General features: G+C 72.2%; 19 protein-coding genes and 1 pseudogene. 12 read left to right on the top strand and 8 right to left on the bottom strand.

Translation table 11 applies throughout. The features are described from left to right. The first annotated feature begins 29 nt into the window (after positions 1–29). Positions 30–782, top strand: a complete 753-nt coding sequence (locus ACYVJ0_RS09790) for a tyrosine-protein phosphatase (RefSeq protein ID WP_449853065.1) — start codon at positions 30–32, stop codon at positions 780–782. A 1-nt stretch (position 783) separates the two neighbouring features. Here ACYVJ0_RS09790 and ACYVJ0_RS09785 read toward each other — a convergent pair whose 3' ends face one another. Beyond that, positions 784–1,860, bottom strand: coding sequence for a DNA glycosylase AlkZ-like family protein (locus ACYVJ0_RS09785; protein WP_460817565.1), 1,077 nt, complete (start codon positions 1,858–1,860; stop codon positions 784–786). Positions 1,861–1,944: 84 nt separating this feature from the next. Here ACYVJ0_RS09785 and ACYVJ0_RS09780 point away from each other — a divergent pair, with 84 nt between their 5' ends. Further along, positions 1,945–3,072 (top strand): hypothetical protein, encoded by a 1,128-nt coding sequence (locus tag ACYVJ0_RS09780; RefSeq protein WP_460817563.1) that lies wholly within the window; start codon positions 1,945–1,947, stop codon positions 3,070–3,072. 125 nt (positions 3,073–3,197) lie between these two features. Further along, entirely contained in the window at positions 3,198–3,617 is a 420-nt protein-coding gene (locus ACYVJ0_RS09775) for an Hsp20/alpha crystallin family protein (RefSeq protein WP_460817562.1), read from the top strand. A 165-nt stretch (positions 3,618–3,782) separates the two neighbouring features. On the opposite strand, the gene ACYVJ0_RS09770 is transcribed toward ACYVJ0_RS09775, so the two are convergent. Continuing rightward, positions 3,783–4,622: a helix-turn-helix transcriptional regulator gene (locus tag ACYVJ0_RS09770; protein ID WP_449853128.1), complete on the bottom strand. Its 840-nt coding sequence runs from the start codon at positions 4,620–4,622 to the stop codon at positions 3,783–3,785. Between the two features lie 105 nt (positions 4,623–4,727). On the opposite strand from ACYVJ0_RS09770, the pseudogene ACYVJ0_RS09765 reads away from it, so the two are divergent. Next, positions 4,728–5,668: pseudogene (locus tag ACYVJ0_RS09765) on the top strand (SDR family oxidoreductase). A 2-nt stretch (positions 5,669–5,670) separates the two neighbouring features. Here ACYVJ0_RS09765 and ACYVJ0_RS09760 read toward each other — a convergent pair. From ACYVJ0_RS09760 to ACYVJ0_RS09750, 3 genes are all read right to left on the bottom strand, one after another. Beyond that, positions 5,671–6,054: a DUF779 domain-containing protein gene (locus tag ACYVJ0_RS09760; RefSeq protein WP_449853061.1), complete on the bottom strand. Its 384-nt coding sequence runs from the start codon at positions 6,052–6,054 to the stop codon at positions 5,671–5,673. Continuing rightward, on the bottom strand, positions 6,054–7,601 hold the full coding sequence (gene exaC, locus ACYVJ0_RS09755) for an acetaldehyde dehydrogenase ExaC (protein ID WP_449853060.1): 1,548 nt from the start codon (positions 7,599–7,601) through the stop codon (positions 6,054–6,056). The genes ACYVJ0_RS09760 and exaC overlap by 1 nt, the downstream gene beginning before the upstream one ends. Before the next feature lie 125 nt (positions 7,602–7,726). Continuing rightward, positions 7,727–9,028 (bottom strand): GAF domain-containing protein, encoded by a 1,302-nt coding sequence (locus tag ACYVJ0_RS09750; protein ID WP_449853059.1) that lies wholly within the window; start codon positions 9,026–9,028, stop codon positions 7,727–7,729. A gap of 143 nt (positions 9,029–9,171) precedes the next feature. Here ACYVJ0_RS09750 and ACYVJ0_RS09745 point away from each other — a divergent pair, with 143 nt between their 5' ends. After that, positions 9,172–10,371 carry an epoxide hydrolase family protein gene (locus tag ACYVJ0_RS09745; RefSeq protein WP_460817560.1) on the top strand — a complete coding sequence of 400 codons (1,200 nt, stop codon included), beginning with the start codon at positions 9,172–9,174 and terminating at the stop codon, positions 10,369–10,371. Here the strand turns inward: ACYVJ0_RS09745 and ACYVJ0_RS09740 are convergent. Continuing rightward, the gene (locus tag ACYVJ0_RS09740) at positions 10,313–11,233 is read right to left on the bottom strand and encodes a ketopantoate reductase family protein (protein ID WP_460817559.1); all 921 of its coding nucleotides are present in this window, start codon (positions 11,231–11,233) and stop codon (positions 10,313–10,315) included. The genes ACYVJ0_RS09745 and ACYVJ0_RS09740 overlap by 59 nt on opposite strands. 92 nt (positions 11,234–11,325) lie before the next feature. Then, the gene (locus tag ACYVJ0_RS09735) at positions 11,326–11,877 is read right to left on the bottom strand and encodes a gluconokinase (RefSeq protein WP_449853056.1); all 552 of its coding nucleotides are present in this window, start codon (positions 11,875–11,877) and stop codon (positions 11,326–11,328) included. Positions 11,878–11,985: 108 nt separating this feature from the next. Here ACYVJ0_RS09735 and purL point away from each other — a divergent pair, with 108 nt between their 5' ends. From purL to galK, 5 genes are all read left to right on the top strand, one after another. Then, complete coding sequence (gene purL / locus ACYVJ0_RS09730) at positions 11,986–14,292, top strand: phosphoribosylformylglycinamidine synthase subunit PurL (protein WP_460817557.1); 2,307 nt, start codon at positions 11,986–11,988, stop codon at positions 14,290–14,292. After that, complete coding sequence (locus tag ACYVJ0_RS09725; protein ID WP_158231537.1) at positions 14,289–14,450, top strand: hypothetical protein; 162 nt, start codon at positions 14,289–14,291, stop codon at positions 14,448–14,450. The genes purL and ACYVJ0_RS09725 overlap by 4 nt, the downstream gene beginning before the upstream one ends. A gap of 131 nt (positions 14,451–14,581) precedes the next feature. Continuing rightward, the gene (locus tag ACYVJ0_RS09720) at positions 14,582–15,319 is read left to right on the top strand and encodes a hypothetical protein (protein ID WP_460817555.1); all 738 of its coding nucleotides are present in this window, start codon (positions 14,582–14,584) and stop codon (positions 15,317–15,319) included. 108 nt (positions 15,320–15,427) lie between these two features. Beyond that, entirely contained in the window at positions 15,428–16,552 is a 1,125-nt protein-coding gene (galT, locus tag ACYVJ0_RS09715; RefSeq protein WP_460817609.1) for a galactose-1-phosphate uridylyltransferase, read from the top strand. After that, the gene (gene galK / locus ACYVJ0_RS09710; RefSeq protein WP_460817553.1) at positions 16,549–17,748 is read left to right on the top strand and encodes a galactokinase; all 1,200 of its coding nucleotides are present in this window, start codon (positions 16,549–16,551) and stop codon (positions 17,746–17,748) included. Before galT ends, galK begins: the two co-directional genes overlap by 4 nt. 93 nt (positions 17,749–17,841) lie before the next feature. Here galK and gdhA read toward each other — a convergent pair whose 3' ends face one another. After that, a complete protein-coding gene (gene gdhA / locus ACYVJ0_RS09705) occupies positions 17,842–19,200 on the bottom strand; it encodes an NADP-specific glutamate dehydrogenase (protein ID WP_460817552.1) in 1,359 nt (452 codons plus the stop codon). A gap of 232 nt (positions 19,201–19,432) precedes the next feature. Here gdhA and ACYVJ0_RS09700 point away from each other — a divergent pair, with 232 nt between their 5' ends. After that, complete coding sequence (locus ACYVJ0_RS09700; protein WP_449853126.1) at positions 19,433–19,903, top strand: ASCH domain-containing protein; 471 nt, start codon at positions 19,433–19,435, stop codon at positions 19,901–19,903. A gap of 101 nt (positions 19,904–20,004) precedes the next feature. After that, on the top strand, positions 20,005–21,027 hold the full coding sequence (locus tag ACYVJ0_RS09695; RefSeq protein WP_460817550.1) for an NAD(P)H-dependent flavin oxidoreductase: 1,023 nt from the start codon (positions 20,005–20,007) through the stop codon (positions 21,025–21,027). The last annotated feature ends 1 nt before the right edge of the window (position 21,028 follow it).

Here is a 21,028-nt window from a genome sequence, read left to right as displayed (position 1 = left end):
GCGGGCTCCGGCGTGATAGACAGCAGAGCATGGACGAGATCGCCCCCTCCCCGCAGCGCCACCACCGCCTGCCCGGGCTGTACAACTTCCGAGATGCCGGCGGGTACGACACCGCCGCGGGCACGGTGCGCTGGGGCAAGCTGTTCCGCTCGGACGCCCTGCACCGCATCGACGAGGTGACGCGGCAGCACCTGGTGGGGCTCGGCATCGCCCACGTCGTCGACCTCCGCAGCGCGATGGAGCTGGAGGCCGCACCCAGCGCCCTCGCCGAGCTGCCGATCACCGTGCATCATCTGCCCGTCTTCGCGGGGGCGGCGCCCGTCTCGGCCGCGGCCTCCGGCATCGCGCGGGTCTACGAGCACATCGTCGACGAGCGGGGCGAGGCGCTGGCGGCCGCGGTGCGCGTGATCGCGGGCACGGCACCGCACGAGGCGGTGCTCGTGCACTGCACGGCGGGGAAGGATCGCACGGGGCTCGTCATCGCGCTCGCGCTGTCGGCGGTGGGCGTGGCCCGCGAGGACGTGGTCGCCGACTACGCGCTGACCGAGGCCAACCTGCGCGGCGAGTGGGCCGACCAGATGCTCGCCGCCATCCGCGCCAGGGGCATCGATCCGACCCCCGAGATCGTGGGGCTCGTCACCGCGAGCCCCGCCGCCGTGCTCGAGGCGACGCTCGCGCGGATCGACGCCCGCCACGGTTCGATCACCGACTACCTGATCGCGCACGGGATGACCGCGGCCGAGATCGACCGCCTCGCCGACACCCTGATCGATCGCGCCTGAGTCAGCGCCGCAGCTCGAGACCCAGCCAGTCGGCGAGCGCCTCGAGCTCGGCGTCGACGGCGTCGGCGTCGGCCGGCGACAACGGCACGTCCTCGTGGATCGCGTTCACCGTGAGCACGCCCTTCTTGCGGTCGGCCTTCGCGTCGAGCTTGCCGATGAGGCGGTCGCCCAAGAGGATCGGCAGCGCGAAGTAGCCCCAGCGCCGCTGGGCGGCGGGCTTGTACATCTCGAGCACGTACTCGAAGCCGAACAGGTCGCGCGCCCGGTCGCGGTCGTAGACCATCCGATCGAACGGCGACAGCAGCGCCGCCCGATCCCCCGCCCACTCGGCGCCGAGCACGTCCGGATGCACGCGCCACGTGCCCTCGACGCCCTCGACCACGGCCTCGAGCCCGATCGGGCCGAGCGGCGAGGGCTCCGCCGGGGAACGCAGCGGCTTCTCGCGGGCGATGCCGAGCGACAGCAGGCGGCGCTCGTCGCGGATCGCGCGGGCCTCGTCCGGCGACTGCACGTGCAGGTCGGCCGGGTACACGCGCTCGGCGAGATCCCACAGCCGCCGCCGGCCTTCGCGCCCCGACACCGCCACCTCACCGCGCAGGCACAGCACCTCGAGCATCCGCCCGGTGTTGCGCTCGTCGTCCCATCCGGTGGAGGCGTACGGCACCTCGGGGTCGTTCGGCAGCGTGGCCGCGGTCTGCGCGCCGTCCGCACGCAGCCGCGCCACGATCCGGTCGCGGAACGCCGCGTTCGCCTCGACCCAGGCGCTCGTCGCGGGATTCACCCACTCGTCCGCGACCGCGAGCACGACGCCCATGTCGGCCATCGGGCGCAGCAGCGTGACGTGCTCGGCCACCGTGCGCTCCACCTCGAGTGCGTGGGTGAGGTCGGCCGGCGCGAAGGCGTCGCCGAGGCGCGACCACAGCACGAGCTCCTGGCTGCGCGCGACCGCGGTGGTCGGATCGATCTGCACGCCCGCGAGCTGATCCATGACCTCGAGCAGCGACTGCGGCCGGTACGCGTCGAGGAACTGCGCGCGCACCGCGATGCGCCGCGCCTCCTGCCCGCTCAGCGTCAGCATGCCCCGATCGTGCCACCCCGGGCGCCGACGCAGAAGGCGCGGATCCGCCCGCGGCGCGCGGGCCGGCTGTCGTACGGTGGCAGGGTGAGCCAGCCGTCGCCCTCCGCCTATCGCTTCGACGCGCGGCCGCTCGTCGATCCCGTGGACCGCGCCGCCGTGAAGGCGTGGCGGGCGCAGCAGCGCGCGAACGGCGTCGGCACGGGCCAGGGCTGCCTCGTCGCCGGCATGATCGCGTTCGCGTCGGTCTTCCTCGTCGTCGGGCTGGCGATGCTGCCGCTGATCGGGGGCGCCTTCTCCGGGGACCGGCCGTCGCCGGCGTTCGTGCTCGTGCCGCTGCTGTTCCTCGCCGTGCCGATCATCATGATCGTCGCCGTCGTGCGCGGCGCGATCGGCTCCCCCGAGGCCGCATACCGGCTCGACCACTTCGCCCGCGCCAACGGAATGCGCTACCTGCCCCGAGCCGAGGATCCGCGCCTTCCCGGCATGATCTTCAACCGCGGCAACTCGCGCCAGGCCACCGGCCGGGTGCGCGGCGAGCACCCGCGCTTCGTCGAGTTCGGCAACTACCGTTACACGACCGGATCGGGCAAGAACCGCACCACGCACCGCTGGGGCTACGTGGCGATCCACCTCGACGCCCCGCTGCCGCACATCGTGCTCGACGCGCTCGGCAACAACAGCGTGTTCGGCTCCAACCTGCCCACGACCTTCGACCGCGATCAGCGCCTGAGCCTGGAGGGCGACTTCGACCGCCACTTCGCGCTGTACTGCCCGCAGGGCTACGAGCGCGACGCGCTGTACCTGTTCACGCCCGACATCATGGCGCGGTTCATCGACCACGCCGGGCAGCTCGACGTCGAGATCGTCGACGACTGGCTCTTCCTCTACACCCGACGGAACGTCTCGACGCTCGATCCGCGCACCTGGGCATGGCTGTTCTCGGTGGTCGCGGCCCTCATGGACAAGCTCGCTCAGTGGGGTCGGTGGCGGGACGAGCGGCTCACGGCGGGCGCCGCCCCGGCCGCCGTCGTCGCGCCCGGAGGGGCCCTGCCCTTCGGCGACGAGGCCGTCGTCGCGCCGCCGGCGCCGGCACCCGGCGTGGCCGAGCCCGGGCGACGCCTGAAGAAGGGATGGTCGTGGGCGAGTGTCGTGGTCGCGCTCCTCGCGATCGCGTGGTTCGCCCTCAACGTGATCGGCATCTTCGGCCGCTGAGCCGCGCAGCTTCGAGATCGCTGTGAAGTTGGCACTCTCACCCCGAGAGTGCTAATAATCGAAGTGAGTCGATCCGACTCGATTCTGTGAGGTGAACAGCGCCAGACAGAAGGAGGACGATCACCATGGCGATGTTCTTCGATCCGTTCCGCGAGCTGGACCGCGTCGCCCAGCAGATGCTCGACCGTCAGGGGCCGCGGCTGATGCCGATGGACCTGTACCGCGACGGCGATCACTACGTTCTCAGCGCCGACCTGCCGGGGATCGATCCCGGCAGCGTGGACATCGACGTCGACGGTCAGGTGCTCACGATCCGCGCCGAGCGGACCGTGCGCAGCGACGAGGGCGTCTCGTGGATCACCCGCGAGCGTGCCTCGGGCACCTTCCTGCGTCAGCTGAATCTCGGCCAGGGCATCGACACCGAGGCGATCTCGGCCCGGTACGAGAACGGCGTGCTCAGCGTGCTCATCCCGATCAGCGAGAAGGCCAAGCCCCGCAAGATCGAGATCCAGCACGGCAGCGACGCACCCGCGATCACCGTCTGACGCGGCACAGACGGGGCGGCTCCGATGGAGCCGCCCCGTCTGCATGCGCACGCGATTCGCGGGCATCTGGTCGCCGTCGCTCCCCGGACTGCGCGAGCCCCCGGCCCCCACCTGGCTCAAGCGCCCCCGCCTGACAGCCCGCGGGGCGCCGCCGCCTGAGGCCGGTCAGCGCGCGGAGCGGGGCGCGAGCGTCGAGAGCAGCGCGAGCTTCTCGTGACTCTCGGTGCCCGGCACCGCCGTGTAGACGAGCAGCGACTGCGACGTGGCGGGGTCGATCAGGTTCTGACAGGTCACGTCGAGCAGGCCGACCTCGGGGTGAAGGAAGCGCTTCGTCTCCGCCGGGCGCAAGCCCACCTCCTGCAGCTGCCACACCTCACGGAACTCCTCGCTCCGGGCCAGCAGCAGGTCGGCAAGTGCCGCCGCACGGGACCTGGGACCCCGGCGCCCCCGCACTTCGCGCAGTCCCGATGCCCACAGCCGCGAGAGGAAACCGTGGTCCTCGCGGGGGTAGAGCTCACGCATGTCGGGATCGGTGAACCATCGGAAGCCGATGCTCCGTTCCGGCCCCTCGAAGCGCGTCAGGTCGCCCGTCAGCGCGATCCCCAGGGGCGTCTGGCGCAGGGTCTCCCCCAGCTCCGTCACGATCTCGGCCGGGGTGTCCTCGAGCCGGTCCAGCACCCGCAACAGGCCGGGTCCGATGTGCTCGCTGCCGCCACCGCGCGGCGGCAGCGGATGCCCGGCCAGGCGGAACACGTGGTCGCGCTCATCCACCGTCAGGTGCAGGCCCTGCGCGATCGCCGCGAGCATCTGCTCCGACGGCAGCGGTCCGTCACCGCGCTCGAGGCGGGCATAGTAGTCGGCCGACATGTGGCACAGCGCGGCAACCTCCTCGCGGCGCAGGCCCTCCGTGCGGCGACGTCGGCCCCGGGGAAGACCCACGTCCTCCGGCTGCAGCGCCGCACGGCGCCGCCGGAGGAAGTCGCCCAGCCCCGCCCTGTCGATCACCACGCCTCGATCCTGGCACCCGCGGGTCCGGCCAGCCACGACATGCCAGGTCCTGGATCCGCCGTTCGGCATCGCGCCACAGTGGGAGCCGACCAAAGGAGACCCATGCCTCGCACGCCCATCGACCTCCCTCTCCCGTCCCTCGCCGGCCGACGCGCCGTCGTGACCGGCGGCAGCGACGGCATCGGACTGCGCATCGCCACTCGACTGGCCCGTGCCGGCGCCGATCTCGTGCTTCCGGTGCGCAATCCCGCCAAGGGAGCGGCCGCGGCCGAGAGCATCCGGGCGGCGACGCCCGGCGCCGTCATCGAGCTGCCGCCACTCGACCTCTCGTCGCTCGCGTCCGTCGCCGATCTCGGCGACGCGCTCGTCCGCGACGGACGGCCGATCCACCTGCTCATCGCCAACGCGGGGGTCATGACCCCGCCGACGCGCCAGACCACATCCGACGGCTTCGAGCTCCAGCTCGGCACCAACCACCTCGGGCACGCCGCCCTCGTCGCCCATCTGATGCCGCTGTTGCGCGCCGGCAGAGCGCGGTGACATCGCAGGTGAGCGTGGCCGCCGCACGCGGCGGGATCGACTGGGGCGACCCGAACGGGGAGCGGTCATACGACGGCATGCGCGCCTACCGCCAGTCGAAGATCTCCGTCGGGCTGTTCGGGCTCGAGCTGCAGCGCCGCAGCGCCGCGCGCGGATGGGGGATCACGAGCACCCTGTCGCACCCCGGGGTGGCGCCGACCAGCCTGCTGGCCGCGCGTCCCGAGATCGGCCGCTCCGGGGACACCCTCGGTGTGCGGGTGATCCGCTGGGGGTCGGCTCGGGGCCTGTTCTTCGGAACCCCGGAAAGCGCTGCGTTGCCCGCGCTGTACGCGGCGGCGTCACCGGACGCGGAGCCCGGGCGACTGTACGGCCCGAAGGGACCGGGCCACCTCGGCGGCGCACCCGCCGAGCAGTCGCTGTACCGTGCCTTGCGGTCCGCCGACGACGCCGCGCGTCTGTGGCAGCTCACCGAGGAGCTCACGGGCGTCACGTTCCCCGGGTGAGCTCACACCATGCCGAGCGCGCGGGCCTCGTCCTCGGTGAGCAGCCGCGAGCGGATGAGAAAGCGCATTCCGGTCGGCGCCTCGACGCTGAATCCCGCGCCGCGGCCGGGGACGACGTCGATCGTGAGATGGGTGTGCTTCCAGTACTCGAACTGCGGCGCCGACATGTAGACCTCGATCGGATCGTCGAGACCCGCGTCGATCGTGCCGAGGAGGACGTCCCCGGGGCCGGTGCGGAACATCCCGACCGGGTAGCACATCGGCGAGGATCCGTCGCAACAGCCACCCGACTGGTGGAACATCAGCGGGCCGTGCTGCGCCGTCAGGGTGCGGAGCAGGGCGGCGGCCTCACCCGAGACCGCCACCCGGCTCACATCGTGCTCCATCAGAAGAATCCCTGCGCACCCTCGGCATAGGAGACGAGGAGGTTCTTCGTCTGCTGGTAGTGCTCGAGCATCTTCAGGTGGTTCTCGCGACCGATGCCCGACTGCTTGTACCCGCCGAACGCCGCGTGCGCGGGGTACTGGTGATAGGTGTTCGTCCACACCCGGCCCGCCTCGATCGCACGGCCGGCGCGGTAGCAGATGTCCGCGCTGCGGCTCCAGACGCCGGCCCCCAGCCCGTAGAGCGTGTCGTTTGCGATCGAGATCGCGTCGTCATAGGTGTCGAACGACGTCACCGAGACCACCGGCCCGAAGATCTCCTCCTGGAAGATGCGCATCGAGTTGGAACCCTCGAACACGGTCGGTGCGATGTAGTACCCGCCGCTCAGCTCGCCGCCGAGGTCGACCGGCTCGCCGCCCGCCAGCACCTTGGCCCCCTCCTGACGGCCGATGTCGAGATAGGAGGTGATCTTCTCGAACTGGTCGTTGGACGCCTGTGCGCCGATCATCGTCTCCGGGTCGAGCGGGTTGCCCTGCTTGATCGCCTTCACGCGCTCGAGCGCGTCGCCAAGGAAGGAGTCGTAGATGGACCGCTGGATCAGCGAGCGCGACGGGCAGGTGCACACCTCTCCCTGATTGAGGGCGAACATCGTGAAGCCCTCCTTCGCCTTGTCGTAGAACGCGTCGTCCCGATCGGCGATGTCCTCGAAGAAGATGTTGGGGCTCTTGCCGCCCAGCTCGAGCGTGACGGGGATGAGGTTCTGCGACGCGTACTGCATGATGAGGCGGCCCGTGGTCGTCTCCCCCGTGAAGGCGATCTTGCGGATCTTCGGGTGCGAGGCGAGCGGAGCGCCGGCCTCGATTCCGAACCCGTTGACGATGTTGACCACGCCGGCGGGGATCAGGTCGCCCACGATCTCCATGAGCAGCAGGATCGACGCCGGGGTCTGCTCGGCCGGCTTGAGCACGACGCAGTTGCCCGCGGCGAGCGCCGGGGCGAGCTTCCACACCGCCATGAGGATCGGGAAGTTCCACGGGATGATCTGGCCGACCACGCCGAGGGGCTCGTGGAAGTGGTACGCCACGGTGTCCTCGTCGAGCTGGCTGAGCGAGCCCTCCTGCGCCCGGAGCACCCCCGCGAAGTAGCGGAAGTGATCGATCGCGAGCGGGATGTCGGCGGCGAGCGTCTCGCGCACCGGCTTGCCGTTCTCCCACGTCTCGGCGACGGCCAGGCGCTCGAGGTTCTGCTCCATGCGGTCGGCGATCCGGTTGAGCATGAGGGCGCGCGCCGCCGGTGTGCTCTTCTTCCACGTGGCGAACGCCTTCCACGCGGCGTCGACGGCGCGGTCGACGTCCTCGGCCGTGCCGCGTCCCACCTCGCAGAACGGCTTGCCGGTGACGGGCGTGATGTTCTCGAAGTACTGGCCCTTCGCGGGTTCCACCCACTCGCCGCCGATGTAGTGCCCGTAGCGCGAGCGATACTCGGCCACCGAGCCCTTGGTGCCCGGCGCCGCGTAGACGCTCGAGACGCCCTCTTCCACAATGGTCATCGCTGGTCTCCCTTGACTGTCGATGGGCGCGGCCGCTCGCCGCGCTTTCCTCGGACGCTACGCCGCGGCACGTTGCATCGGGTTGCGGGGGCGGGCTTTCTCCCCCGCGGCGACCCGCAGCGAGCTCAGCCGGCGAGTTCCAGTTGCGCGACGATCGCCGCACGTCGCGGGGATCGGGGCGGGAGCATCCCGAGGCACAGCCGCAGCGCCTCGACGTCGTCGCGTCCGGCGTCCGTATCGATGTAGGCCAGCAGCGCGTCCAGGCCGGCGTCGTCGAGCATCGCCTCGCGCAGTGCGCCGCGGACGGTCTCGCGAAGCTCCTCGATCCCGGGAGCCTCCGAAGACGGCAGCACGTCACCCCGCCAGGCTGCGAGGGCGACCCGGTGGGCGCCCCGGCCCAGCAGGGACAGCACGTGCTGCGCGTCGGTCTCGAGCGAGCCGCCCAGGCGATACGGCCGCGATTCGAGGGGGAGGTCGTGCCGCGCGAGCACCTTGCGCAGCCGCACGATCTCGGGGCGCAGGGTGCCGACCGCACTCGGGTCGCCGTAGACGAGCTCGGCCAGTCGCTCGGCCCCGAGCCCCTGGCGGTGGGTGGCGAGCATCAGCAGGATCTCACCGTGGCGCTCGCTGAGCTCGCTGGGTGAGCCGGCGCCCTCGAGCAGGGCGCGGTCCCGGCCAAGGACCGCAAGCGTCGGGCGCGCCGGGCGTGAGGCGCCGCGGCGGGGACCGGAGCTGATGATACGGCGCGGTGCCTCCGCCCGCGCGCGCATGCGAGCGACGAGGAGCTCGGCCTCCACCGCCCGCACCGTGGCGTCGACGAGCAGCTGCGCCTGCGGATGCGCGGCGCTGTCGCGACCGGTGACATCGATCACGCCGAGCAGCGCTCGGGTCTCGGGGTCGTGAACGGGCGCCGCGGTGCACGACCACGGCTGCACCAGCCGGTTGAAGTGCTCCGCTCCCCGCACCTGCACGGAGGCGCCGAGCGCGAGCGCGGTTCCGGGCGCCGCCGTCCCGACGCGGTCCTCCGACCAGTTGGCGCCCTCGACGAATCCCATCTCGCCGGTGAGCGCGCGAATGCGCCGATCGCCCTCGACCCACAGCAGCCGCCCCGCCGCGTCCCCGACGGCGACGACGACCCCGGCCTCGGCATGCTCGCCGGGCAGCAGCAGTCCGCGGATCATCGACATCGCGCCCGCGAGCGGGTGTGCGCGCCGGTACTCCTCGAGCTCATCGTCGTGCAGGTCCAGCGGTGGCAGGTCCTCCGGGCCGACGAGGTTCTGCAGCGACCGCCGCCACGACTGCCGCACGAGCGGCCGGACATGAGCGAGCCGTGGATCGTCGGCGTTGCCGGCGATGAGCTCCTCGTGGGCGCGCTCGACGAGCAGACGCGCACTCGCGTCGGCGGCGGACGCCCACGGTGAGTCCATGGCAGCTCCGATCGTCGTCGAGGGAGCGTCTGGGTGCCCTCAGTGTAGGCCGGAGCGCCCGAGTTGTCAGCCGTCGACCCGGGACCGGAACGTCGATCGGGACGCGGTCGTCGGATGTCGGCGGCCCGGCGTAGCGTGCAGGAATGGAGACAAGCCCCGCACGCCCGTTCCGGATCGACGTGCCCGACGCGGTCCTCGACGACCTCCGGGCGCGGCTCGCGGCCACGCGGTTCCTGCCCGACTCGCCGAGACGGCCGGCGTCCGGCATGACGTCGGACTACCTCCGGGAGCTCGTCGACTCCTGGGCCGCGTGGGGCTGGCGCGAGCGCGAGGACTGGCTGAACGACCACCCGCAGTTCGTGGCGACCGTCGGCGATGCGGACGTCCACTTCGTTCACCTCCGCAGCCGCACGCCCGGAGCCGCTGCGCTGCTCGTGATGCACGGCTGGCCCCACACCTTCGCGCTGCAGCTCGACTTCGCCGATCTCCTGCCCGACCTCGACGTCGTGGTGCCGAGCCTGCCGGGCTTCGCGTTCTCGTCGCCCTACCGGGACGGCCCGGTGACCGACGACCGCCTCGCCGCCACGATGCACACGCTCATGACCGAGGTGCTCGGGTACGACTCCTACCTCACCTATGGCGAGGACGTGTCGGCCAACGTCAACGACCTGATCGCCTCCCGCCACCCCGACCGGGTCGCCGGGGTGATCGCCACGCACGCGCATTTCCCCGACGACGCCGAGCGTGCGCAGCTGACGGCACCCGACGAGCGGTCCTTCCTCGATCGCCTCGCCGCCGACCTCGGACCCGAGTCCGGCTATGCGCACATCCAGGGCACACGCCCCGACACGCTCGCCGCGGGCCTCAACGACTCCCCCGCGGGCCTGCTCGCCTGGCTCACCGAGAAGCTCGTCGAGTGGAGCGACGTCCCCGCGGGCGGCCGCCCCGGTCAGAAGCCGGACGATCCGCGAGAGGTCGAGCGGCTCCTGTCTCGCGATCGGATCCTCACCGAGGCCACCATCTACTGGGTCACGCAGACGATCGGCACGTCGTTCCGCCCCTACGTCGAGGGCGGGCCCGCCCCGACGCCACCCGCCACGGTGCCGGCCGCGGTGTTCATCCAGCGGCACGAGGCCGACTATCCGGAGTCGTTCGCGCGCCGCTTCTACCGCGATCTGCGCGTGTTCGAACGTCTCGAGGACGGCGGCCACTTCGCCGTCGCGGAGGCGCCGCAGGCCAGGCCGATCGCGTGCGCCGCTTCGCACGCGATCTGGGGCTGCTTGCCTAGGCGGCGCCGACGATCTGCTCGCGCGCCTTCACCCCGTGCAGCAGCACCTCGTTGACGGGCGTGGGGATGCCGAGCTCGCGCCCGAGGCCGACGACCACGCCGCTGAAGATGTCGATCTCGGTGCGGCGTCCCGCGCGGATGTCCTGGAGCATCGACGTCTCGCCGTGCGGCGCGAGGGTGGCCACGACCCGCAGCCACTCGTCGAGGTCGCCATCGCCGAGGTCGACGCCCTTCGCCGCCGCGATCCGGATCAGCTCGCGCTGGGCGGCGAGCATGACCTCGCGCGCGTGCGATCCCTCGCGGTTGAAGGCGCCGTACTCGGCATCGAGCAGGGCGGAGGCCGGGTTGATGCCGACGTTGCCCATGAACTTCCACCACAGCGAGCGGCGCATGTCCGCCGGCACCTCGTGCGGCAGGTCCGCCTGCGTCAGCAGCGCGTCGAGCGCGGCGACGACGTCGTCCGCCGGGGCGTTCGTCTCGCGCCCGAACGCGATCCGCCCGAAGTTCTCGTAGGTGATGTCGTTGCCGCGGCGCACGACGTCGCTGCCGGCGGTCATCGACAGCAGCACGTCGGCCTGCGGGAAGGCCGACGCCAGCGCGTCCTCGCTGTGGATGCCGTTGATGAGGCTGAGGATCACCGTGCCGGCCGCCACCACGGGCCGGGCGAGCGCGATGGCGGGCTCCAGGCCGTTCGCCTTCGTCGCGATGAGGAGCAGGTCGGCGGGCGCCGCGGGCGACCCGGGCCGCACCACCGGGAACCGCACGTCGCGGCCGTTGATCACGATGCCGTCTCGCTCGAGGCGATCCGCTCGCTCGCCGTCGGCGACGACGAAGACGTCCGCCTCGGGAAGCCCGCGCGCGATCCGGTCCAGGTAGATCCCGCCGAGCGCTCCGAGCCCGATCATCCCGATCCGCATGCGCATCCCTTCCGTCGCCCCGCCGATCCTATGCCGGGCGCGCCCTCCGCTCGTATGACGAATAAGCACCCATCCAGCCTCCGGACCAGTGCTTATTCGTCATATGGGGCGGGATCAGGGCCGCGGCCGCCGAGGAGCTGGAGTGCGGCCGCCTCGGCGGCCGCCACGACCTCGTCGACGGAGCCCGCGGCCGAGACCACGGCGCCGCGCTCGTCGCTTTCCAGCGGCTCGAGCGTCGCCAGCTGGGTGTCCAGCAGCGACGGCGGCATGAAGTGGCCGGTGCGCTCGGCCAGGCGGTCCGCGACGCGATCGGCGTCGGCCGACAGCTGCACGAACGCGATGCCGCCCGCCGTCTCGACCAGCGCCTCGCGGTAGCGGCGGCGCAGCGCCGAGCAGGCGACGACGGGCAGCCCGCCGCCGGCCACCACCTCCGTGACCCGATCGCCCACCCGGCGCAGCCAGGGCATCCGCTCCTCGTCTGTCAGCGGCTCGCCCGCAGCCATGCGCTTCCGCGCCTCGGGGGCGTGCAGATCGTCCGCCTCGACGAACACCCCGCCGAGGCGCGCGGCGAGCGCGCGGGCAACGGTCGTCTTGCCGACGCCCGACACCCCCATCACCACGATCGCGGTCGCATGCTCGCTCACCCCTCCTGGATACCGCATCCGCACGCGGAGCGGACGGCCCTTGACGCCCGGCTCGCCGAACTAGAATCGAGGGTGATCCCGCCATCCGCGAGTCTGGAGCCCCTCCGCGTGAGCACCGAACACGTCGTCGACACCGTGGCCAACGCCGCAGCCACCCCGGAGAAGGAGCAGCCGTTCGAGGCTCTCGGACTCAAGCCGGACGAGTACGCGAAGATCCGCGAGATCCTCGGACGCCGCCCCACCAGCGGCGAGCTCGCGATGTACTCCGTGATGTGGTCGGAGCACTGCTCCTACAAGTCGAGCAAGATCTACCTGCGCCAGTTCGGCAAGAAGGTCTCCGAGGAGATGAACGAGAAGCTCATGGTCGGCATGGGCCAGAACGCCGGCGTCGTCGACGTGGGCGAGGGCTGGGCCGTGACCTTCAAGGTCGAGAGCCACAACCACCCCAGCTACATCGAGCCGTTCCAGGGCGCCGCGACCGGCGTGGGCGGCATCGTGCGCGACATCATCTCGATGGGCGCGCGCCCCGTGGCCGTCATGGACCAGCTGCGCTTCGGCGCGATCGACCACCCCGACACCGCGCGCGTGGTGCACGGCGTGGTCTCGGGCATCTCGAGCTACGGCAACTGCCTGGGCCTGCCCAACATCGGCGGCGAGACCGTGTTCGACGCGGTCTACCAGGCCAACCCGCTCGTCAACGCCCTCGCCGTCGGCGTGATGCGCCACGAGGACATCCGCCTCGCCAACGCCACCGGCGCCGGCAACAAGGTGGTGCTGTTCGGCGCCCGCACGGGCGGCGACGGGATCGGCGGCGCGTCGATCCTCGCCTCCGACTCGTTCAGCGACGGCGGCCCCACCAAGCGCCCCGCGGTGCAGGTGGGCGACCCGTTCGCCGAGAAGGTGCTCATCGAGTGCTGCCTGGAGCTGTACCGGAACGACCTCGTCGAGGCGATCCAGGACCTCGGCGCCGCGGGCATCTCGTGCGCCACGAGCGAGCTGGCCGCCAACGGCGGATCGGGCATGAACGTCGAGCTCACCAACGTGCTGCTGCGCGATCCCTCGCTCACCGCCGAGGAGATCCTCATGAGCGAGTCGCAGGAGCGCATGATGGCGATCGTCGCGCCCGAGAAGCTCGACGCGTTCCTCGCCGTCGTGCGCAAGTGGGACGTCGAGACGAGCGTGCTCGGCGAGGTGACGGGCGACGGCCGCCTCGTCATCACGTGGAACGGCGAGGTCATCGTCGACGTCGACCCCTCGACCGTCGCCGTCGACGGCCCCGTGTACGAGCGTCCGGTCGCATATCCGACGTGGATCGATGCCCTGCGCGAGGACAGTGCGTCGGCGCTGCCGCGATCGACCGACCCGGCCGAGCTCAAGGAGCAGTTCGCGAAGCTGGTTGCCTCGCCGAACCTCGCCGACACCAGCTGGATCACGAACCAGTACGACTACTACGTGCTCGGCAACACGGCGCTGTCGTTCCCCGACGACGCCGGCATGATCCGCGTCGACGAGGAGTCGGGCCTGGGCTTCGCGATCGCGACCGATGCGAACGGCCGCTACTGCCAGCTCGACCCGTACCGGGGCGCGCAGCTGGCCCTGGCCGAGGCGTACCGCAACGTCGCCGTCACGGGCGCGAAGCCCGCCGCGGTGACGGACTGCCTCAACTTCGGCTCCCCCGAGAACCCCGAGGTCATGTGGCAGTTCTCGCAGGCCGTCGAGGGCCTGTCGGACGCGTGCCTCGAGCTGGGCGTGCCCGTGACGGGCGGCAACGTGTCGTTCTACAACCAGACCGGGGACACCCCGATCCACCCCACTCCCGTGGTCGGCGTGCTCGGCGTGATCGACGACGTCTCGCGCCGCGTGCCGAGCGGCTGGCAGGACCCGGGTCAGAACATCTACCTGCTGGGCGTGACCGCCACCGAGCTGAGCGGATCGGCGTGGGCCGACGTCGTGCACGGCCACCTCGGCGGCCGCCCGCCGGCGGTCGACCTGGCCGCCGAGAAGCGCCTGGCCGGGCTGCTGAGCGCGGCGAACGACGAGTGGCTCATCTCGAGCGCGCACGACCTCTCGGAGGGCGGCCTCGCGCAGGCCCTCGCCGAGTGCGTGATGCGCTTCGGCGTGGGCGCCCGCGTCTGGCTGACGGAGCTCATGGAGCGCGACGGCGTCGACGCCGCCGCCGCGCTGTTCTCCGAGTCCACGGGCCGCGTGCTCGTCTCGGTGCCGCGCGAGGACGACGTGAAGTTCCGCGGGCTGTGCGCCGGCCGCGACTATCCCGTGCTGCGCATCGGCGTGACCGACACCGTGCCGGATCTCGAGATCCAGGACCACTTCACCCTCTCGGTCGCCGAGCTGCGCGCGCTGTCGACCTCGACGCTGCCCCGCTACTTCGGCGAGACCGTCGCGGAGCCCGTGTGACCCTCATCAACCACTCCGAGCTCGAGCCGGACGACGACGAGCCGTCGGTCTCGCTCGACCGCCGCAACCGGCGCGTGCGCACGGTCGCCTGGGTCGTGATCGTCGCCCTGCTCGTGACCGGCGGCGGCGCCTCGGCCTTCGCCCTGCTGTTCGGCTGAGCTCGGTCGACGGCGGAGACCGCGAGCCCGCGCTCGATCCGCGAGCCCGCGCCCGATCCGGCGCGGGCTCGGCTGACGAGCACGGGTTCGCGGAACGAGGTCCCCCGGCCCGGTGGCCCTAGAGTGGCGGCGTGGGATTCTGGGAGTTCGTCGCGGGGTACTGGTGGCTGGTCTTCCCCGTCGGGGGAGCGGCCGTCGGCGTGCTCGGATCGGCGACCGGCTGGTTCGACAAGCAGGCGGAGCGGGATCACCGCCGCAAGCTCGAGCTGATCGAGGCGAAGGCGCGCGCGAAGGCGATCGAGAAGGGCACGGCGCTGCCGGCGATCCCGGCGGGCCAGGAGCACGACGTCGAGGCCGTCGAGCGCGCGGACGCCGAGGGCCGCGCCGCGCGCCTCGAGCGCCTCATGAGCACCCACGACGAGGTGACGAAGCGCTGGCTGGACTACGAGCTCGACGTGGCCAAGCTCATCGCCTTCCCCACCATGAGCGACGGCCGCGAGGAGCTGACCGCCGCCTTCCTGCGCGCCAAGAAGGTCGCCGACGGGCTCCGGCCGACCACCGCCGACGCGCGTGTCGACGCCGAGACGTTCGCGGCGTACCGCGACGCCGTGCACGACTTCGAAGTGGCCTTCGACATCGCCGAGCAGCACGCCCGCCGCGTGCGCGACACGGGCTTCACCGATGCCGAGCGGCGGCGCCTCGATCGCGCCCGTCAGTTGCTGCAGACGGCGGTCGACCGATCCGCCACCGCCGCCGAGCGCCAGGTGGCATACAAGCGCGTGCGCGAGGAGCTCGACGGGCTCATCGCCGTCTCCGACGACGCGATCGAGGTGCTGGAGCGGAAGGTCGCGCCCGAGATCGAGGGCTGACCGCGCGGGCGGGCCACCGCGCCTCGATAGGATCGCGTCGTGACTCCCACCGTCGTGACACCCACCCCCATCCCGCTCGGTGCGGGCGTCGTCAAGCGCGCCACGCGCATGCCCGACGGTCGCGAGCTCATCTACTTCGACGACGCCGGCACGACGCTGCCCGCCGAGCGTCGCGTCGACGAGCGCACGCTCGATCCGCGCCCCGCCACGGCGACGATGCGGCGCGACGTGCTCACGGGCGACTGGATCTCGGTGGCCGCGGCGCGCCAGAACCGCGCGCACCTGCCGCCCGCCGACCTCGATCCGCTCGCCCCGCAGACCCCGACGAACCCGTCGGAGGTGCCCGACGTGTACGACGTCGTCGTGTTCGAGAACCGCTCGCCCTCGTTCGGTCCCGCCCTCGCGGAGGCCGTGGGCGAGGCCCCGGCCGGCGAGAACCCGCCGGGCGATCTGGACGCCCCCGGTCTCGGCCGCACGTTCACCTCGGTCGGCCGCTGCGAGGTCGTGTGCTTCAGCCCCGAGCGCGAGGGATCGTTCGGCACCCAGCCCGTCACGCGCGCCCGCACCGTGATCGAGGCGTGGGCCGATCGCACCGAGGCGCTCTCGGCGCTGCCGGGCGTGCAGCAGGTGTTCCCTTTCGAGAACCGCGGCGAGGCGATCGGCGTCACCCTGCATCACCCGCACGGCCAGATCTACGCCTACCCGTACATCACGCCGCGCACGCAGCTGCTGCTGCAGTCGATCGAGCGGGAGGGCCGCGACCTGTTCGCGCGCATCCTGGACTTCGAGCAGGCGGGCCCGCGCGTCGTGCTCGAGGCCGAGCACTGGCTCGCGTACGTGCCCTTCGCGGCGCGCTGGCCCGTCGAGGTGCACCTCGCTCCGCGTCGCCACGCCGCCGACTTCGCCGAGCTCACGGGCGCCGAGCGCGACGAGCTCGCCCGCGTGTACCTGCGCCTGCTGCGCGGCGTGGACCGCCTGTACAGCACCCCGCCGACGGCCGCGTTCGCGGGTGGGACCCCCTACATCGCCGCCTGGCACCAGGCGCCCGTGCGGGTCGCGCGCGACAGCGCCCGCCTGCACCTGCAGCTCACCTCGCCGCGCCGCGCGGCCGACAAGCTGAAGTTCCTCGCCGGATCGGAGGCCGCGATGGGCGCGTGGATCGGCGACATCCCGCCCGAGCAGTCCGCCGAGCGCCTGCGCGCGGCCGTGGCCGAGGTGGGGGAGATCGCGTGAGCGCGCTCGACGAGGCCCGCGCCCTCCTCGCCGCGCTGAGCGACGCGCCCGCGGCCGGCGTCTGGTCGTCCGCGGGACGCGTGAACCTGATCGGCGAGCACACCGACTACAACGAGGGCTTCGTGCTGCCGTTCGCGATCGACCGCCGCACCTACGCGGCGGTCGCGCCGCGCACCGACGGCATCATCCGCGTCGCGTCCACGTTCGATCCCGACCACCCCGTCGAGGTGCCGATCGCGGAGCTGGCCGCGGTGTTCGCGGGAGAGGCGGGCGCCGCCGTCCATCGCGGTGCCGTGCCGGAATGGGCAGCGTACCCGCTCGGCGTGGCGTGGGCCGCGCTCGACGCGGCGGCGCGCGCCCCGCACACGGCGGTCGGCCTCGACATCGCGTTCGCCAGCGACGTGCCCGTCGGCGCCGGGCTGTCGTCGTCCGCCGCGATCGAGGGCGCGACGGCGTTCGCGCTGGACGAGCTGTGGCAGCTGGGCCTCGAGGGCATCCAGCTCGCGCAGATCGGGCGCACGGCCGAGAACGAGGCCGTCGGAGCGCCGACCGGGATCATGGATCAGGTCTCGTCGATGCTCGGCCGCCCCGACGCCGCCACCTTCCTGGACTGCCGCTCGCTCGAGTTCGAGACGGTCGAGCTGGGCTTCGCCGGCGAGGGGCTGAAGCTGCTCGTCATCGACACGCAGGTGGCGCACGCCCACTCCACGGGCGGCTACCGCGACCGGCGCGAGGCCTGCGAGCGCGGCGCGCGGCTGCTCGGGGTGCCGGCGCTGCGCGACGTGACGGTGGACGACCTGCCCCGCGCGCGCGAGGTGCTCGACGAGGTCACCTACCGCCGCGTGCGCCACATCGTCACCGAGAACCAGCGCGTGATCGACACGGTCCGCACGCTGCGCGAGCGCGGTCCCCGCGCGATCGGCGAGCTGCTGCTGGCCTCGCACGCCTCGATGCGCGACGACTTCGAGATCTCGGTCGCCGAGCTCGACACCGCCGTCGACACGGCCGTCTCCGCCGGCGCGATCGGCGCGCGGATGACGGGCGGCGGCTTCGGCGGCGCGGCGATCGCGCTCGTCGAGACGGGATCGGAGGAGCGCGTCGCGCGCGCCGTGACCGACGCGTTCGCGGCGGCCGGGTTCCCCGCCCCGCGCATCTTCCCCGTCACCGCATCGGCGGGCGCCGGTCGCGACTACTGAGCGCGGCGCCGGAGGGGCGGTTCCCGCCCAGCGCGGTGCCGCTCCGACCGCACGCGGCCGGTCGCACGCCCGTCCGACGCGACCGCGGCGGGATCAGATCACGCCGAGGGCGAGCATCGCGTCGGCGACCTTCGTGAATCCCGCGATGTTGGCTCCCACCACGTAGTCACCGGGCGCGCCGTACTCGTCGGCGGTCTCGAGGCAGCGGTCGTGGATCAACCGCATGGTGTCCTGCAGGCGCTCTTCGGTGTGCTCGAAAGTCCACGCGTCGCGCGAGGCGTTCTGCTGCATCTCCAGGGCGCTCGTCGCCACACCGCCGGCGTTGGCGGCCTTGCCCGGGGCGAAGGTCACCCCGGCCTCGCGCAGCACGCGGATCGCCTGCGGCGTCGTGGGCATGTTGGCACCCTCGGCCACCACTTTGACGCCGCCGCGGATGAGCGCTTCGGCGCCGCGCTCATCCAGCTCGTTCTGTGTGGCCGACGGGATCGCCACATCGGCGGCGACGTCCCAGATGGAGCCGTCCGCCACGAAGACCGCACCCGTGCGCGCGTCCGCGTACTCGCCGATGCGAGCGCGGCGGATGTCCTTGACCTCCCTGAGCACGTCCAGGTCGATCCCGGCCTCGTCGACGACGTAGCCGCTCGAGTCGGAGCACGCCACGACGGTGCCGCCGAGCTGGTGCACCTTCTCGATCGCGTACGTGGCGACATTGCCCGCGCCGGAGACGACCACGCGCTTGCCCTCGAACGAATCGCCCGAGGTGCGAAGGATCTCCTCGGCGAAGAAGACCGTTCCATAGCCGGTCGACTCAGTGCGCACGAGGGAGCCGCCCCACGTGATGCCCTTTCCGGTGAGCACGCCCGACTCGTAGCGATTGGTGATCCGCTTGTACTGACCGAAGAGGTAGCCGATCTCGCGACCGCCGACACCGATGTCGCCCGCCGGGACATCGGTGTGCTCACCGATGTGGCGGTACAACTCGGTCATGAAGGACTGACAGAAGCGCATCACCTCGTCGTCGGACTTCCCCTTGGGGTCGAAGTCACTACCGCCCTTGCCGCCCCCGATCGGCATGCCGGTGAGCGAGTTCTTGAAGATCTGCTCGAAGCCGAGGAACTTCACGATGCCGAGGTTGACGGACGGGTGGAACCGCAGGCCGCCCTTATAGGGGCCAAGGGCCGAGTTGAACTCGACGCGGAACCCGCGGTTGACCTGGGTGCGACGGGCGTCGTCCACCCACGGCACCCGGAAGATGATCTGCCGCTCCGGCTCGCACAGTCGCCGGATCACCTCGGCATCGGCGTATTTCGGGTGCCTTTCGACCACGGGCCCGAGACTCTCGAGCACCTCCTGGGCCGCCTGGCGGAACTCGGGTTCGCCTGGATTGCGCCGAACGATCTCGTCGAAGATCGGCACGAGGTGAGGGTGCAGCTGCGGCATGGGGCTCTCCATCAGCATCGGGTGCCACGTGCCGCGGATGAATCGCGGCGGGGAACGGCGCGACCTCGACGGTGGCGCACCCGAAGAGCGTATCGTCCGCGCGCTGCCCTCGCGCCCACCGTCCTCGCCGCCGCGGCCACCCGAGCCATCGTCGCCGGCCGCTTGTCGGGCGACCTCTCGGCGCCCGCGCCGGCCGGGACGGCGTCCGACATCGGACTCGGCCTAGACTTCACGGGTGATCCCGATGCCCTCGCCGCAGTCCGTCGCGCGGTTCTGGCGTGAGGCGCGCAGCGCGGTCCCCGAACTGCCCGCGGAGCCGCCGAACGCCGATCGGGTGTGGGGGTTCGGCGCCACGCCCGAGCACGCCGACGGGCTGCTCGCGCTCGTGCTCGCGGGCCTGAAGACCGGCACATCCGGTTCGCTGTGGGACTACGACGCGGCGGGCGAGGACGTGACGCGTGTCAGCGAGCTCGACGTGATCCTCGACGGTTCCGGCGTGCCGCGCGCCGTCATCCAGACCGTCAGCGTCGAGACGGTGCCGTTCGACGAGGTCACGGCCGAGCACGCCCGCGCCGAGGGCGAGGACGACCGCAGCCTGGCCTCGTGGCGGGCCATCCACCGGCGCTTCTTCACCGAGAACGCCCGACACGACCGCGGCTTCGACGAGCGGATGCCCGTCGTGTGCGAACGGTTCCGCCTCGTCTATCCCGCGTAGGGCCGGCCAGCGCGGCTCGGCGGTCCTCCCACGCCCCAGGCCTGTGTACCGGCGACCATGCGCAACGTAGCGTGGCGTGTGATCACCGGAAGGAGCGATGGATGCCCTCTACCCTGCTCGAATCCCGTCTGCCCGTCGCAGCCGCGCCCATGGCCGGAGGCCCGACGACCGTCGAACTGGCGATGGCCGTCAGCGATGCCGGCGGGTTCCCGTTCCTCGCGGGCGGCTACACGTCGCCGGCCGACCTCGGCGAGCAGCTCTCGCGCCTGCGCGCCCACGGCGGTCCGTTCGGCGTGAACCTGTTCGTGCCGTCCGCACAGGAGCCCGACCCGGCCGCCCTGGCCGCATACGCCGAGGCACTGCGTCCCGAGGCCGAGCGGTACGACCTCACCCTCGATGCCGCGCCGAGGACCGATGACGATTCCTGGGCCGAGAAGCTCGCCCTGCTCACCGAGGATCCGGTGCCCGTCGTGTCGCTGACGTTCGGCCTGCCCTCCGCCGACGACATCGCCGCGCTGCAGCGCGCCGGGTCTCGCGTGCTCGCGAGCGTCACGACGACGCAGGAGGCGCTGACCGCACGCGACGCCGGGGTCGACGGGTTGGTGGTGCAGGGGCCCGACGCCGGCGGCCACAGCGCCACGCATCAGCCCGAGCGGATGCCGGGGCACGTCCCGACGGCCGAAGTCGTCGCGCACGTGCGCACCGCGGTCAGCCTTCCGATCGTCGCCGCCGGGGGCGTCGACGGCCCCGATACCGTGCGGCGGCTGCTCGAGGCCGGCGCCGAAGCGGTCGCGGTCGGCACCCTGCTGCTGCGCACCGACGAGGCGGGGACGACCGAGGTGCACCGCGCGGCACTGGCCGATCCCCGCTTCACCGAGACGGTGGTCACTCGCGCGTTCACCGGGCGCCCGGCGCGATCCCTGCGCAACCGGTTCACCGACGCCTACAGCGCGCTCGCCCCCGTCGCCTACCCCGCCGTGCACCGCCTCACGCGCGAGCTGCGGCAGGCGGCCGTCCGGGCCGGCGACCCCGACCTCGTGCACCTGTGGGCGGGCACGGGCTTCCGCGCGGCGCCCGAGGGCCCGGCCGGCGACGTCATCCGCCGGCTGGCCGAGGGCGCCTGAG

The sequence above is a fragment of the Microbacterium petrolearium genome, from assembly GCF_054782875.1.
This window is presented reverse-complemented; position numbering and strand designations above follow the sequence as displayed.

Coding starts and splice junctions, on each gene's coding strand:
- ACYVJ0_RS09750 (WP_449853059.1), bottom strand. CDS start 9,028: ATGGACTCACCGTGGGCGTCCGCCGCCGACGCGAGTGCGCGTCTGCTC.
- ACYVJ0_RS09695 (WP_460817550.1), top strand. CDS start 20,005: ATGCCCTCTACCCTGCTCGAATCCCGTCTGCCCGTCGCAGCCGCGCCC.
- exaC (WP_449853060.1), bottom strand. CDS start 7,601: ATGACCATTGTGGAAGAGGGCGTCTCGAGCGTCTACGCGGCGCCGGGC.
- ACYVJ0_RS09745 (WP_460817560.1), top strand. CDS start 9,172: ATGGAGACAAGCCCCGCACGCCCGTTCCGGATCGACGTGCCCGACGCG.
- ACYVJ0_RS09775 (WP_460817562.1), top strand. CDS start 3,198: ATGGCGATGTTCTTCGATCCGTTCCGCGAGCTGGACCGCGTCGCCCAG.
- ACYVJ0_RS09785 (WP_460817565.1), bottom strand. CDS start 1,860: ATGCTGACGCTGAGCGGGCAGGAGGCGCGGCGCATCGCGGTGCGCGCG.
- ACYVJ0_RS09790 (WP_449853065.1), top strand. CDS start 30: ATGGACGAGATCGCCCCCTCCCCGCAGCGCCACCACCGCCTGCCCGGG.
- gdhA (WP_460817552.1), bottom strand. CDS start 19,200: ATGGAGAGCCCCATGCCGCAGCTGCACCCTCACCTCGTGCCGATCTTC.
- ACYVJ0_RS09700 (WP_449853126.1), top strand. CDS start 19,433: ATGCCCTCGCCGCAGTCCGTCGCGCGGTTCTGGCGTGAGGCGCGCAGC.
- galT (WP_460817609.1), top strand. CDS start 15,428: ATGCCCGACGGTCGCGAGCTCATCTACTTCGACGACGCCGGCACGACG.
- ACYVJ0_RS09760 (WP_449853061.1), bottom strand. CDS start 6,054: ATGGAGCACGATGTGAGCCGGGTGGCGGTCTCGGGTGAGGCCGCCGCC.
- ACYVJ0_RS09740 (WP_460817559.1), bottom strand. CDS start 11,233: ATGCGGATCGGGATGATCGGGCTCGGAGCGCTCGGCGGGATCTACCTG.